19 protein-coding genes are annotated in these 13,987 nt (G+C 36.2%); 12 read left to right on the top strand and 7 right to left on the bottom strand.

Annotated features, from left to right (window positions below; all coding sequences use genetic code 11):
- Entirely contained in the window at nt 1-213 is a 213-nt protein-coding gene (locus MKY00_RS19785) for a DNA-dependent RNA polymerase subunit epsilon (protein WP_000576444.1), read from the bottom strand.
- Nucleotides 214-760: 547 nt separating this feature from the next.
- Between MKY00_RS19785 and MKY00_RS19780 the strand changes: the two genes are divergently transcribed.
- A complete protein-coding gene (locus tag MKY00_RS19780) occupies nt 761-1,534 on the top strand; it encodes a Cof-type HAD-IIB family hydrolase (protein ID WP_000998288.1) in 774 nt (257 codons plus the stop codon).
- A gap of 60 nt (nt 1,535-1,594) precedes the next feature.
- On the opposite strand, the gene def is transcribed toward MKY00_RS19780, so the two are convergent.
- Both def and MKY00_RS19770 read right to left on the bottom strand, forming a co-directional pair.
- A complete protein-coding gene (gene def, locus MKY00_RS19775; RefSeq protein WP_000957059.1) occupies nt 1,595-2,149 on the bottom strand; it encodes a peptide deformylase in 555 nt (184 codons plus the stop codon).
- Nucleotides 2,150-2,295: 146 nt separating this feature from the next.
- Entirely contained in the window at nt 2,296-2,442 is a 147-nt protein-coding gene (locus tag MKY00_RS19770) for a YjcZ family sporulation protein (RefSeq protein ID WP_000274562.1), read from the bottom strand.
- Between the two features lie 513 nt (nt 2,443-2,955).
- Between MKY00_RS19770 and pdhA the strand changes: the two genes are divergently transcribed.
- The 5 genes from pdhA (at nt 2,956) to MKY00_RS19745 (ending at nt 8,319) form a co-directional block, all read left to right on the top strand.
- Nucleotides 2,956-4,071: a pyruvate dehydrogenase E1 component subunit alpha gene (gene pdhA / locus MKY00_RS19765; RefSeq protein WP_000536893.1), complete on the top strand. Its 1,116-nt coding sequence runs from the start codon at nt 2,956-2,958 to the stop codon at nt 4,069-4,071.
- A 3-nt stretch (nt 4,072-4,074) separates the two neighbouring features.
- Entirely contained in the window at nt 4,075-5,052 is a 978-nt protein-coding gene (gene pdhB / locus MKY00_RS19760; RefSeq protein WP_000068166.1) for a pyruvate dehydrogenase complex E1 component subunit beta, read from the top strand.
- A gap of 92 nt (nt 5,053-5,144) precedes the next feature.
- The gene (gene pdhC / locus MKY00_RS19755) at nt 5,145-6,434 is read left to right on the top strand and encodes a pyruvate dehydrogenase complex dihydrolipoyllysine-residue acetyltransferase (RefSeq protein ID WP_000863427.1); all 1,290 of its coding nucleotides are present in this window, start codon (nt 5,145-5,147) and stop codon (nt 6,432-6,434) included.
- 5 nt (nt 6,435-6,439) lie between these two features.
- Nucleotides 6,440-7,852, top strand: coding sequence for a dihydrolipoyl dehydrogenase (gene lpdA / locus MKY00_RS19750; RefSeq protein WP_000260111.1), 1,413 nt, complete (start codon nt 6,440-6,442; stop codon nt 7,850-7,852).
- Between the two features lie 239 nt (nt 7,853-8,091).
- On the top strand, nt 8,092-8,319 hold the full coding sequence (locus MKY00_RS19745) for a hypothetical protein (RefSeq protein WP_000697468.1): 228 nt from the start codon (nt 8,092-8,094) through the stop codon (nt 8,317-8,319).
- Between the two features lies 1 nt (nt 8,320).
- On the opposite strand, the gene MKY00_RS19740 is transcribed toward MKY00_RS19745, so the two are convergent.
- Nucleotides 8,321-8,713, bottom strand: coding sequence for a DUF1885 family protein (locus tag MKY00_RS19740; RefSeq protein WP_001163309.1), 393 nt, complete (start codon nt 8,711-8,713; stop codon nt 8,321-8,323).
- Nucleotides 8,714-8,840: 127 nt separating this feature from the next.
- On the opposite strand from MKY00_RS19740, the gene MKY00_RS19735 reads away from it, so the two are divergent.
- From MKY00_RS19735 to MKY00_RS19720, 4 genes are all read left to right on the top strand, one after another.
- Entirely contained in the window at nt 8,841-9,137 is a 297-nt protein-coding gene (locus MKY00_RS19735; RefSeq protein ID WP_011040622.1) for a DUF3055 domain-containing protein, read from the top strand.
- Between the two features lie 196 nt (nt 9,138-9,333).
- Complete coding sequence (locus MKY00_RS19730; protein ID WP_000536778.1) at nt 9,334-9,462, top strand: GapA-binding peptide SR1P; 129 nt, start codon at nt 9,334-9,336, stop codon at nt 9,460-9,462.
- Between the two features lie 59 nt (nt 9,463-9,521).
- Nucleotides 9,522-9,650, top strand: coding sequence for a GapA-binding peptide SR1P (locus tag MKY00_RS19725; RefSeq protein ID WP_000536805.1), 129 nt, complete (start codon nt 9,522-9,524; stop codon nt 9,648-9,650).
- 45 nt (nt 9,651-9,695) lie between these two features.
- Nucleotides 9,696-9,824: a GapA-binding peptide SR1P gene (locus MKY00_RS19720; RefSeq protein ID WP_000536793.1), complete on the top strand. Its 129-nt coding sequence runs from the start codon at nt 9,696-9,698 to the stop codon at nt 9,822-9,824.
- A gap of 34 nt (nt 9,825-9,858) precedes the next feature.
- On the opposite strand, the gene MKY00_RS19715 is transcribed toward MKY00_RS19720, so the two are convergent.
- Entirely contained in the window at nt 9,859-10,689 is an 831-nt protein-coding gene (locus tag MKY00_RS19715) for a protein-glutamine gamma-glutamyltransferase (protein ID WP_000635350.1), read from the bottom strand.
- Between the two features lie 75 nt (nt 10,690-10,764).
- On the bottom strand, nt 10,765-12,237 hold the full coding sequence (speA, locus tag MKY00_RS19710) for an arginine decarboxylase (protein WP_016718390.1): 1,473 nt from the start codon (nt 12,235-12,237) through the stop codon (nt 10,765-10,767).
- Nucleotides 12,238-12,603: 366 nt separating this feature from the next.
- Here speA and MKY00_RS19705 point away from each other — a divergent pair, with 366 nt between their 5' ends.
- Complete coding sequence (locus tag MKY00_RS19705) at nt 12,604-12,873, top strand: UPF0223 family protein (protein WP_000456556.1); 270 nt, start codon at nt 12,604-12,606, stop codon at nt 12,871-12,873.
- An 81-nt stretch (nt 12,874-12,954) separates the two neighbouring features.
- On the opposite strand, the gene MKY00_RS19700 is transcribed toward MKY00_RS19705, so the two are convergent.
- Entirely contained in the window at nt 12,955-13,581 is a 627-nt protein-coding gene (locus MKY00_RS19700) for a YktB family protein (RefSeq protein WP_000175082.1), read from the bottom strand.
- A gap of 206 nt (nt 13,582-13,787) precedes the next feature.
- On the opposite strand from MKY00_RS19700, the gene MKY00_RS19695 reads away from it, so the two are divergent.
- Nucleotides 13,788-13,976 (top strand): hypothetical protein, encoded by a 189-nt coding sequence (locus MKY00_RS19695; RefSeq protein ID WP_001250168.1) that lies wholly within the window; start codon nt 13,788-13,790, stop codon nt 13,974-13,976.
- Nucleotides 13,977-13,987: the final 11 nt, after the last annotated feature.

The raw sequence follows: 13,987 nt of genomic DNA, 5'->3' as shown, positions 1-13,987 counted from the left end.
CTATACGATTTCCGCTAATGTTAAATCAGCGTTTTCTTTTTCATATTCAAGATGATTGCCAGTCACAGACTGAACGAATTCGATATTATATGCGAACTTATTTAATTTTGTACGAACATCCTTTTCAGACGTAGCCTCTAAATATAAAACTTTTGTATTTTCACGTACTGGAACCTCAGTCATTTTTTCTTGATAAAATACTTTAAAAATCATTTGGAAAACCTCTCCTTGTCTATGTTTTGCATTATCTGTTACTTATTATAAAGCAAACAGTCACGATTTTCATGTTTTTTCGAATGAGAATGAAGAAAAAGCCCGAAATGGGCACAATTTAAGCGATCGTCTTTTTACGGACTAGATCTTTTAAATAACGCTTCAGCTTTTTCTTCAGCTTCTTCAGCATGATTACTCCTTCCTTTCCTTATTTTAAACATGCATATTACTAGTGAAAACGCCGTCTCTGATATAAGAAAGAGGACAAAAGTGAATGTTGAATCTTGTCTTTTCTCATACAGAGAAAGTTATTCTATAGTAACGATTAGTAGCCGTTAGTTATAGATATAGTATGAGAAAGAATAGAAAAGAAAATTCATACGAACAAGTATCCACATTTTTTACTAATATATATATGCAGGTTTTATAAATAAGGTCAGAAAGTGAACGCTTTCTTCACAGATGTTTAATATGTTATACTTTTTTTTAGCATTTGAAAAGCGATAATCAAAATAGGAATATAGAGTAACAGAAAGGATTTTGACAAATGAATGATAAAATTGTCTTTTTTGATATTGATGGAACATTATTAGATCATGATAAGAAGATTCCGCAATCTACACGAGATGCAGTAAGACAGTTACAAGAAAAAGGCGTGCATGTAGCAATTGCGACAGGACGTGCACCATTTATGTTTGAAGATATTCGTAAGGAACTGAATATCCACAATTATGTTAGCTTTAATGGACAGTACGTTGTATTTGAAGATGAGGTAGTATTTAATAACCCATTACATCCAGCTGCTCTACATAAGTTTACTCAGTTTGCAAAACAAGAAGGATATCCGCTTGTATATCTTGATCATCAAGAAATGAGAGCATCAGTGGAATATCATGATTATGTGAAAGAAGGGTTTGGCAGTTTACATTTTGAGCATCCGGCATATGAACCTGATTTTTATGAGAAGCGTAATATTTATCAAACACTTCTTTTCTGTGAAGTAAATGAAGAAGAAAAGTTTATAAATCAATACCCAGACTTTCATTTTATTCGCTGGCATGCGTATTCAATGGATATTATTCCAAATGGTGGTTCTAAGGCAAAAGGGATTGAGAAATTTATTGAAAAATTAGGATTTAACCGTGAACAAGTGTATGCATTTGGGGATGGCTTAAATGATTTAGAAATGATTGAAGCAGTTGGGACAGGTATTGTGATGGGGAATGGTCATGAAGACTTGAAAAAACTTGCGAATCATGTGACAAAGGATGTTAGTGAAGACGGTATATATCACGGTTTAAAATGGGCTGGATTGCTATAAGTGAATATGGAATCTATTTCATATAGTAAAAAGGCGGAAGAGTGTATTCCGCCTTTTTTACTATCGCTCCAGAGGTTTTGAATCGTCAGGAGCGGCAAATGGATTTTCTTTATTAATGTGGTCATAGAACATAACACCATTTAAATGGTCAATTTCATGTTGAAATACAATTGCTGGTAACCCTTTTAAACGTAATTTTACTTCTTCGCCGTTAATAGAAGTTGCTTTCACTGTAATTCTTGTATAACGAGGGACATAACCAGGTACTTCACGGTCTACTGATAGACAGCCTTCACCACTTTGTAAATATGTACGTTCAACAGAATGGCTAATGATTTTTGGATTGAATAATGCATGACTATATAACGTACCGTCCGTATCTGTTACATGAACCGCAATCATTCTTTTTGAAATACCGATTTGCGGAGCCGCTAATCCGATTCCAGGGCGTAAACTATATTTTTCAGCCATTTCAGGATCTTGGCTATTTATTACAAATTCAATCATTTCTTTAAGAGTATTTGTATCTTCTTCGCTCGCTGGTAGTACTACCTCTTCTGCAACGTTTCGCAAAATAGGATCTCCTTCGCGAATTACATCTTTCATTGTAAGCATATGTAATCTCTCCTTTCCCTTTTAGTCTACCAAAGGAGATGGAAAAAGTCATCGGCAAGTAAGGGGAAGATAGATCGGTTATGTAGGAATAAAAAGAAAGAGACGGCAGAGCCGTCTCTTTCTTTCCATAGTTGTTTCATTTTACATTAGCGAATGCAAGCAGCACCAACGATAATTAAAAGAATAAACAACACAACGATTAAGGCGAAGCCGCGTCCAGACCCACCACAAGAACCGCCATAACCGTAGGAAGGATATGAACAAGTTGGATAGCAATATGAATATCCGTACATGAGATGACCTCCTTTATCATTTCCCGCTAATACTGCGGTTACTATAATGTATGGAGGGAAGAGTAGAAATGTATGGGTAATTACCTATAAAAGGAAGAAGAGTTTGTATATTTTTGCTAAGAAGAGAGAAAAACTAAAGGGAATTAAATCGTTTACATATTATTCTAAGAGAAAAAACAAGTTAAAAAGGGAATAATATAACAGTAGGTTAATGCTTACTAATACAGATGTGAAAAATAAAAACACGTTTGTGTAGGAGAAACCTGCAGATTATTTATAAAAAAACGTATTCAAAGTAATTGACATCGTAATTAGAATAGTTGTAAACTAAAAAACGTGATCAAGATTGTATTAATATGTTTCTGAAAAAACATTAGTACAGATTGTTAGGTACACAAAATTATTCTCAACCGACAAATAAATTTGTTGGTTTACATTGTTGCGGTTTCCATCTAGCTAATAGATAGTGAAAGCGTTTCAGAATATGGTTCAAGAGAGGAAGAGGTGAACGGAATGGGTACTAAAACAAAAAAGACCCTATTTAATGTTGATGAGCAAATGAAAGCTATCGCAGCTCAATTTGAAACATTACAAATTTTAAATGAAAAAGGCGAAGTTGTGAATGAAGCAGCTATGCCTGAATTATCTGATGATCAATTAAAAGAATTAATGCGCCGTATGGTGTATACTCGCGTACTAGATCAACGTTCTATTTCTTTAAACCGTCAAGGACGTTTAGGTTTCTACGCACCAACAGCTGGACAAGAGGCTTCTCAATTAGCAAGTCATTTCGCACTTGAAGCAGAAGATTTCATCTTACCAGGATATCGTGATGTGCCACAATTAGTATGGCACGGTTTACCATTATACCAAGCATTCTTATTCTCTCGTGGACATTTCATGGGTAACCAAATGCCTGAGAACGTAAATGCACTTGCTCCACAAATCATCATCGGTGCGCAAATCATCCAAACTGCTGGTGTTGCGTTAGGTATGAAATTACGTGGTAAAAAATCTGTTGCAATTACTTACACTGGTGACGGTGGTGCTTCACAAGGTGACTTCTACGAAGGTATGAACTTTGCGGGCGCATTCAAAGCTCCAGCAATCTTCGTTGTACAAAACAACCGTTATGCAATCTCTACTCCAGTAGAAAAGCAATCTGCAGCTAAAACTGTAGCACAAAAAGCAGTAGCAGCAGGTATTTACGGAATTCAAGTAGACGGTATGGATCCATTAGCTGTATACGCAGCAACTGCTTTCGCTCGTGAGCGTGCAGTAAATGGCGAAGGTCCTACTTTAATCGAGACTTTAACATTCCGTTACGGTCCACATACAATGGCTGGTGATGACCCAACTCGTTACCGTACAAAAGATATCGAGAACGAATGGGAACAAAAAGATCCAATCGTACGCTTCCGTGCATTCTTAGAAAACAAAGGCCTATGGTCTCAAGAAGTTGAAGAGAAAGTAATCGAAGAAGCAAAAGAAGATATCAAACAAGCAATTGCTAAGGCTGACCAAGCTCCAAAACAAAAAGTTACTGATTTAATGGAAATCATGTACGAAAAAATGCCTTACAACTTAGCTGAACAATATGAAATTTACAAAGAAAAGGAGTCGAAGTAAGCCATGGCTCAAATGACAATGATTCAAGCAATCACTGATGCTTTACGTGTTGAAATGAAAAATGACCCTAACGTACTTGTGTTTGGTGAAGACGTTGGTGTAAACGGCGGTGTATTCCGTGCTACTGAAGGTTTACAAGCTGAATTCGGTGAAGACCGTGTAATGGATACTCCACTTGCAGAGTCTGGTATTGGTGGACTTGCAGTTGGACTTGCACTTGAAGGATTCCGTCCAGTTCCAGAAATCCAATTCTTCGGTTTCGTTTATGAAGTAATGGATTCAATTTCTGGTCAATTAGCTCGTATGCGTTACCGTTCTGGTGGACGTTGGACTGCTCCAGTAACAGTTCGTTCTCCATTCGGTGGTGGTGTTCATACTCCTGAACTACATGCTGATAGCTTAGAAGGTTTAGTGGCTCAACAACCTGGTCTAAAAGTTGTTATTCCATCTACTCCATACGATGCAAAAGGTCTTTTAATCTCTGCGATTCGTGACAACGATCCAGTTATCTACTTAGAGCATATGAAATTATACCGTTCATTCCGTCAAGATGTACCAGAAGGCGAATACACAATTGATTTAGGCAAAGCTGACATCAAACGTGAAGGTACAGATGTATCTGTTATCGCTTACGGTGCTATGGTTCACGCTGCATTAAAAGCTGCTGAAGAACTTGAAAAAGAAGGTATCTCTTTAGAAGTTGTTGACTTACGTACAGTTCAACCATTAGATATCGAAACAATCATCGCTTCTGTTGAAAAAACAGGCCGCGTAGTTGTAGTTCAAGAAGCTCAAAAACAAGCTGGTATTGCAGCTAACGTTGTAGCGGAAATTAACGACCGTGCAATCTTAAACTTAGAAGCTCCAGTTGTACGTGTTGCAGCTGCTGATACAGTATTCCCATTCTCTCAAGCTGAGAGCGTATGGTTACCAAACCACAAAGATATTGTTGAAGCTGTTAACAAAGTAATGAACTTCTAATTTTTACTTATTCATGTGCAAAAGAAATCAGCACATGCTGATTTCTTTTGCCATATTCCATAATAAAGAAATGAATCAGGGGGCTGAATTCCGTGGCATTTGAATTTAAACTACCAGATATCGGTGAAGGTATCCACGAAGGTGAAATCGTAAAATGGTTTATTAAACCAGGCGACGAAGTAAACGAAGACGACGTACTTCTTGAAGTACAAAATGATAAAGCAGTAGTAGAAATTCCTTCTCCTGTTAAAGGTAAAGTACTTGAAGTACTTGTAGAAGAAGGTACGGTTGCAGTAGTTGGAGATACATTAATTAAATTTGATGCTCCTGGATACGAAAACCTTAAATTTAAAGGCGACGATCATGACGAAGCTCCTAAAGCTGAAGAAGCAAAAGAAGAAGCTCCTAAAGCTGAAGCTACTCCAGCAGCAACTGCAGAAGTAGTAAATGAGCGCGTAATCGCTATGCCATCTGTTCGTAAATATGCTCGTGAAAACGGCGTAGACATTCATAAAGTAGCTGGTTCTGGTAAGAACGGTCGTATCGTAAAAGCTGACATCGATGCATTTGCAAATGGTGGACAAGCAGTAGCAGCAACTGAGGCTCCAGCAGCAGTAGAAGCTACTCCAGCAGCAGCGAAAGAAGAAGCACCAAAAGCACAACCAATTCCAGCTGGTGAATATCCAGAAACTCGTGAGAAAATGAGTGGTATCCGTAAAGCAATTGCGAAAGCAATGGTTAACTCTAAACATACAGCTCCTCACGTAACATTAATGGATGAAGTAGATGTAACTGAACTTGTTGCTCACCGTAAGAAGTTCAAAGCTGTTGCAGCTGACAAAGGTATTAAATTAACTTACCTTCCATACGTTGTTAAAGCTTTAACATCTGCATTACGTGAATATCCAATGTTAAACACTTCTTTAGATGATGCTTCTCAAGAAGTAGTTCATAAACATTACTTCAACATCGGTATCGCAGCTGATACAGACAAAGGTCTATTAGTACCAGTTGTTAAAGATACAGATCGCAAGTCTATCTTCACAATTTCTAACGAGATCAATGATCTTGCTGGTAAAGCACGTGAAGGTCGTTTAGCTCCTGCTGAAATGAAAGGCGCTTCTTGCACAATTACAAACATTGGTTCTGCAGGTGGACAATGGTTCACTCCAGTTATCAACCACCCAGAAGTAGCAATCCTTGGTATCGGCCGTATCGCTGAGAAACCAGTTGTGAAAAACGGTGAGATCGTTGCAGCTCCAGTATTAGCATTATCTCTAAGCTTTGACCATCGTTTAATTGACGGCGCAACTGCTCAAAAAGCATTAAACCAAATTAAACGTCTATTGAATGACCCACAATTATTAGTAATGGAGGCGTAATAACAATGGTAGTAGGAGATTTCCCAATTGAATTAGATACAGTCGTTGTTGGTGCAGGTCCTGGTGGATACGTTGCGGCAATTCGTGCAGCACAATTAGGTCAAAAGGTAGCAATCATTGAAAAAGCTAACCTTGGTGGCGTATGTTTAAACGTTGGATGTATTCCTTCAAAAGCGTTAATCAATGCAGGTCATCGTTATGAGAATGCAATGCATTCTGATGACATGGGTATCACTGCAGAGAACGTAAAAGTTGACTTTACAAAAGTTCAAGAATGGAAAAACGGCGTAGTTAAGAAATTAACTGGCGGTGTTGAAGGCCTTCTTAAAGGTAACAAAGTTGAAATCATTCGCGGTGAAGCTTACTTCGTAGATGCTAACACATTACGCGTAATGACTGAAGATGCAGCTCAAACTTATACGTTTAAAAATGCTGTTCTTGCAACTGGTTCTACACCAATCGAAATTCCAGGATTCAAATACTCTAAACGTGTTATCAACTCTACAGGTGCTTTAAGCTTACCTGAAATTCCTAAAAAACTTGTTGTAATCGGCGGCGGTTACATCGGTATGGAATTAGGTACTGCATATGCTAACTTCGGTACAGAAGTTACTGTAGTAGAAGCTGGCGACGAAATCTTAGCTGGTTTCGAAAAAGCTATGAGCTCTGTTGTTAAACGTGCTCTACAGAAAAAAGGTAACGTAACAATCCATACAAAAGCTATGGCTAAAGGCGTTGAAGAAACAGAAACTGGCGTAAAAGTTAGCTTCGAAGTTAAAGGTGAAATCCAAACTGTAGAAGCAGATTACGTATTAGTAACTGTAGGTCGTCGTCCAAACACTCAAGAAATCGGTCTTGAGCAAGTTGGAGTTAAAATGACTGACCGCGGCATCATCGAAATCGATGAGCAATGTCGTACAAATGTACCAAACATCTATGCAATCGGTGATATCGTTCCTGGACCACCATTAGCTCACAAAGCTTCTTACGAAGGTAAAGTAGCTGTAGAAGCAATTAGTGGCCATGCGTCAGCTATCGATTACATCGGAATTCCTGCAGTATGCTTCACTGATCCAGAATTAGCATCTGTTGGTTACACTAAGAAACAAGCTGAAGAAGCTGGAATGACTGTAACTGTATCTAAGTTCCCATTCGCTGCTAACGGTCGTGCATTATCATTAAACAGCACTGACGGTTTCTTACAACTTGTAACACGTAAAGAAGATGGTCTTCTTGTAGGTGCTCAAGTTGCAGGTGCAGGCGCTTCTGATATTATTTCTGAGATTGGTTTAGCTATCGAAGCTGGAATGACAGCAGAAGATATCGCTCAAACAATCCACGCTCACCCAACATTAGGTGAAATCACAATGGAAGCAGCTGAAGTTGCTCTTGGAATGCCAATTCACATTGTAAAATAATTTAAGTAATGAAAATAGCCCATCTCTTATTTAAAGAGATGGGCTATTTTTTATTTTATAATAAAAGTGGCTTGCAAGGTCTTTATACGTACTTGTCGAATGAATATATAATAATTTAATTGAATCGTTAAAACATATATAAATCCAAAAGCCGTATATATGCTTTCGTGTAATATGTAATTGATTCAAACTTAATACCATATATTAATAAAATAGAGCATGTCAAAGGAGAAGGTTCCATGAAAATATTACATGTTATATTTTATCATTTTTTATTATGGAGTGGTTTTTCTGTTGTATTATCATTGTCAAATGGTGATAAGTTGCATTATAAAGTCATTCTATTTTTTGTATTTCTTTATTTAGCATATGTGATCGCATATTTTGTATTGCAAATTAGAAAGCAGGCATTATTCCTTACGTGTTCAAATTGCATACTTTTCTTAATTATATTTTCTATTTTTTAAATTAACGTTTATAGAAATACATTGTTCTTCCATTAAATAATTTCAACTCTCCTTCTAATTTCTTCGCTAGAAAACGGCAAAATTCATTTGCTTTTCCTTTATCACCAAATGTTGCATTAGGTGGTAAAGAAACTTGAATATAAGTTTGTTCCTTTTCTATACCGACACCAACATAAATGGAGTCATATCGATCGTGCGTAGATTGTAGTTTGAATGTTGTTGCTGATGTATCTAAAATTTCATACGGAAAAGCGGTATTTGTATAAGCGTAATTAATTTGAACACCAGTTTTGGAAGTAACTGTTTTATAATAATGAAAAAGTTGTTTTATATCATCTATTGAAACAGATTGTTGATTGGATTTAGGTACAAGCGTAATAAAGGCATGTTGCATATAAGTTCCCCCTAACTTAGTAGAATACTCTCATTCTACATCCTACTGAATTTTTTGACAATTAAAAGGAGTATTCCTTTTTTTGTTTAATATACTAATGAAAGGTGATGTAGAAAGGTGGAAACCGATGTTTGAAAAATTGTATGATGAGCATGAAAGTGTGAAGGTACGATTTTTGGGGTTTATGACACATGATACTCGTTATGATTTTGGCGTTATTTATACAAATATGTTTTTTGGAAAGCCACTTATTGTTTGCATGCAAACAGGAAGGTCTACTTTACTTGGACGAGATGATGTAGAGAATGTTCAACATTTGCAGGAAGTGTTCAAATTAGGTTCAGAAGAGGAAGCAGCTGAGTTAGCTCAGTTTTTCTCATTTCTAGTTCCATCTACATCTTTGCATGCGGAATACGAAGAATAAATAATGTAAAACAGTCGTACGTATAAATATGGCTGTTTTTTTGTTTGAATATCGCATACTAATTTAAAATAAAAATATTTAATGTGTTATACTAAAAACCTATTGACGTAAAAAGTATAACATATTAAAATAAAGACAGAAAGTTAAGCGGTTACAAAAAAGTTTTTGGGATTATAAACTTAGGGGGAAATGAAAAATGGGAACAATCGTATGTCAAGATTGTGAAGGTACAATTGCACACTTCGAGGATGAGAAAGTAACGGTACTTTACGGGAAATGTGGATCTTGCGGATGTGATCACACAGAGCATACAAAAGCCCAATAATTGATAGGAAATGGACAGCTGAAAGTTTTTAGGACCATAAACTTAGGGGGAAATGAAAAATGGGAACAATCGTATGCCAAGTATGTGAAGGAACAATCGGACATTTTGAAGATGAAAAAACGACAGTGCTTTACGGAAAATGCGGAACAAATTGTGACTGTGCTAGTAGAGATAATGCGAAAGCTTAATGATAAATAAATAGATTACTATTAAAACTCAGGGGGAAATGAAAAATGGGAACAATCGTATGCCAAGTATGTGAAGGAACAATCGGACATTTTGAAGATGAAAAATCAACAGTACTATACGGGAAATGTGGATCTCATTGCGACTGTGACCATAAAGAACATTCAAAAGCTTAAATAAAAAAAGCGCCTACATATGTAGGTGCTTTTTTTAATAAACTGTAGTTGTGTTGCCAACTGTTGCAACAATTGCATCATCTCTAATCGGAATAAATCCTATGGATGTCTGTGGTGTGTTAGGAGAAGCGTGGTAGCTCATAAGACGGCTATCGATACGGGTAATAGTATCGGTTAAGAAAGCGGAAATAAAAGCGTAAGGGACTCGTCGCTCATTTAACGCGTATATAATTTCTTCTTTTGTTTTTACACCTACGCCATGCCCATAAAAAAAGAAATTTCCTAGATAGATTGTATTTTCTCCTTGCCACTCGATTGTAGCTGGGTTCACTTGTGGATTTTTAAAGTAAACGAGATCACCTGGGACAAGATCGCCACCCGTCTTTGTTATGAGCTTTAAATCTTGATCGTAGTCCCACGTATAAAGTAAAAGGTTTGCAAAGAGACGGTTGAAGGTTTCTTCCTCATATAATGCTAGTAAAGCTTTGTAAAAAATAATGATCATAGCGGTGGCACATTCAGTTCCATATAGTTTTCCGTTTTTGAAAATATCTTGTATGGCAATGGAAGGGGGTATGTTTGGAAGGAGCTCGAATCCTCCAAGAGATGTTCTTTTCCAATACTGAGGGTTACAAAAAGATTGTTGAAATGTGCGAAACTGAAAACCACTTTGAAAAAGTTCTAATGCAGAAGTAATAATATGAACACGCAAATTTAGATCAAAGCTGAGTTCACCAGATGTTCGGAAGGAATAGATTTCTTGATTTCCTGCCATTATAGATAAAATTTGTTGTTTCTCATTTGCAAATGGCTCATATTCATTTGTGATATAAGGATGTACAATAGAACGGCCTATTACAATCATAATAGTATCCCCACCTATACGTTACATTACATAATATCGTATGAGAAAAGGCCAAAAGGGTGAAAGAAAAGCCTATCAACTGATAGGCTTGTACTCTTTAATCACGCGTAATGTTTGTAATGTCATATCTTCAGGACCTTGTACAGGTAAACCTGCTTCTAAGTTTTTACGAATATACTCTAAGTTATCTTGTGTAATAATTTCCCCCGGAGTAAAGATTGGAATCCCTGGCGGATAAACCATAACGAAATCAGCTATAATACGACCTGCTGCATTTTCAAATGGGATGACTTCTGTTTCCGAATAAAAAGCATCTCGAGGAGAAAGTGCTAAAACAGGTATTTCTGGAATTTCTACTTGCACTTGAACACCTTTATCAGCTTTATTTTTAAATGTTGCTGATAAATCTTGTAATGCTGCAATAAGTGTAGTTGTCTCACTTTCTGTATCCCCAAAAGTGACAAGACATAGTATGTTGTATAAATCTGAGAGCTCTACTTCAATGTTATATTGCTCTCTAAGCCATACTTCAGCCTGATGGCCTGTAATACCTAAATCTTTTACAGATACAATTATCTTTGTAGGATCATAGTTAAAAGTAGCATCCGTACCTAGCATTTCTTTCCCTGGACAGTAAAGATGTTCAATATCATTTATAGCATCACGAACTTGTTCCGCTAATTGTATTGTTTGTTCTATGAGTGCCGTTCCTTCTGTAGCAAGACGTTTTCTAGCAACATCTAGGGAGGCTAACAAGATGTAAGACGTTGATGTAGTCGTAAGCATGCTAATAATAGATTGAACATGTTTTACGTTCACAAGGCCTTCTTTTACATTAAGAATAGAACTTTGCGTTAAAGATCCACCTAATTTGTGAACACTTGTTGCTGCCATATCTGCACCGGCTTGCATCGCTGACATCGGCAGTTCATCGTGAAAATGAATATGAACACCATGAGCCTCATCAACGAGTACAGGGATATCGTAAGAATGTGCTAATTGTACAATCTGTTCTAAGTCCGCAGCAAAGCCAAAGTATGTTGGGTTAATAACAAGTAGGCCTTTCGCATCTGAGTGCTCTTCAAGTGCCTTTTTGACAGATTGAATTGTGATTCCATGTGAAATACCAAGTTTTGGATCAATTTCAGGATGCATGAAAATAGGTTTTGCACCTGAGAAAATAATAGCTGACATTACTGATTTATGCACGTTTCGTGGTACTAGTATTTTGTCACCAGGACCGCAAACGCTCATCACCATTGTCATAATTGCGCCACTTGTACCTTGAATAGAAAAGAAAGTATGATCCGCACCAAATGCAGCGGCTGCTAAATCCTGTGCTTCTTTAATCATACCTTTTGGATGATGTAAATCATCGAGCGGCGCAATATTAATTAAATCAATTGCTAATGCATTATGCCCAATAAATTCGCGAAATTCAGGATCCATGCCCTGTCCTTTTTTATGCCCTGGAATATGGAATTGAATTGGATTTCGCTTACTGTGCTCAACTAAAGCGGTAAACAATGGTGTTTCGTATTGGGACAATCTATACACCCCTTCTTTTTTTAATATTTATTAGAGTTTGTTTTATATAATCTTGTTCTAAAAAAGTTACGTTCTTTTTTAGAATGAGACTTGTTTTTCTGCCATTCACAAAAGCTTTTTTGAGATGGGAGCTTCACTTTATTTTCTATAAAACAAAAGCATTATATCACCAATAATTATAGATGTATAGCAAAAAATATTTTTACGGTGAGTATGTTAAATAGTAGCTTCCTACTAACTTCTAGTGGAAGGCAATTCCATTAAAATGAATAAATAGTGTATAATGCAAAGTGGCTATAGTGAAGTAGAAAAAATCACTTTAAGATAGCGTATTGAAATAAGAAGAAATGATAAATGAGGTGCGAAATGGAATATCAATATCCGTTAGATTATGATTGGTCAAATGAGGAAATGGTTACAATTGTGAAGTTTTATGAAGCGATTGAGAAAGCATATGAAAAAGGAATTGTAAGAGAAGAATTAATGGGTTTATATCGTCGTTTTAAAGAGATTGTTCCATCGAAAGCAGAAGAAAAGAAAATTGATAAAGAGTTTCAAGAAGTAAGTGGATATTCTATATACCGTGCGATTCAGAAGGCTAAAGAAATTGAAGAAGAAAAGCTTGTGAAAATGTAAAAAATATTTTGAAAAATAAAAACTGAAGTGATATAATGTGATAACAACTAAAAACGGACAATATAAATTGTCCGTTTTCTACTATCGATTACAAAGTGCATATAAAGGAAGGAGTGATTGCATCGTAGATTCAATCTTAGCAAGGAATTGTTCGTTGGTCATTGCTGAAAACTCCTCTGGTGATATATGAATACCAACTAATAATTCTGCTTTTTTCACAGTAGCTAGACGTTCAATCATCTTTTGTAAATCATTTGTTTCAAGTGTTTTATGTAATTTTACACTTGGTTTAGTATGGTCAATGGACCAAACGAAGTCATTTGGAATATTTGTTTTTAAATCATTTATATGTTCTAAGAAGGCGTGAGCCGTCTCCACTTTTTGTGGACACTCATAGATTAAACCAAAGTATATGAAGGCATGAGTACCCCATAATCCAATTTGGAAATGTGGTAGCATTTTATATCCGCGTTTATTTGTTGAAAAAGCAACCCAAGTATCGTTTGGTGGATTGACTTTGCGACGTGCGTGTTTTGCTACATGATAAAAAAAGTTCTCATCAGTTTGTTTGGATAAATACGCTGCAAACTGTTCCCCTAAAGCTTCTAGCTTAGGATGAATGTTCGTTTTAATTGCACTCATTCGTTCTTCGAGACCATCAACTGTAAAGACCTCAAAATCAGTTGATTTGAATGTTTGTAGTGTCATGATTGTTCCTCCAACTCCTATTTTGCTTTTATTTTAGCATAGCTTGTACTATTCATAAAAAAAACAGCACAAAAAAATTTAAATAAAAAAATATAATTTTGTTGCATAGATGATTTATCCAACATAGTATAGTATAAAACAAAAAATCAGAAAATTGAATCAATTCTAGTCCGAGGGCAGACGAATATTGGGAGGAGGCAAATAATATGAGACAGGTGATTAATGCGTTAAAGAGAACAGATGCTGAAAAGAGAATACCGGTGCTACGTTTGGAGCTAGATTATGAATTAGCGACTTTATATGATGCGATGATGGAAAATGATAAACAGAAAAAAGAAGAGTGTGTACAAAAGTTAGAAGTGTTAAGACTTGAAATGATTCGTTTAGAAGCGTAATAATAGTATAT

It is taken from the genome of Bacillus sp. FSL R9-9834 (assembly GCF_038006905.1).
GTDB classification, from domain to species: domain Bacteria; phylum Bacillota; class Bacilli; order Bacillales; family Bacillaceae_G; genus Bacillus_A; species Bacillus_A pacificus.
This window is presented reverse-complemented; position numbering and strand designations above follow the sequence as displayed.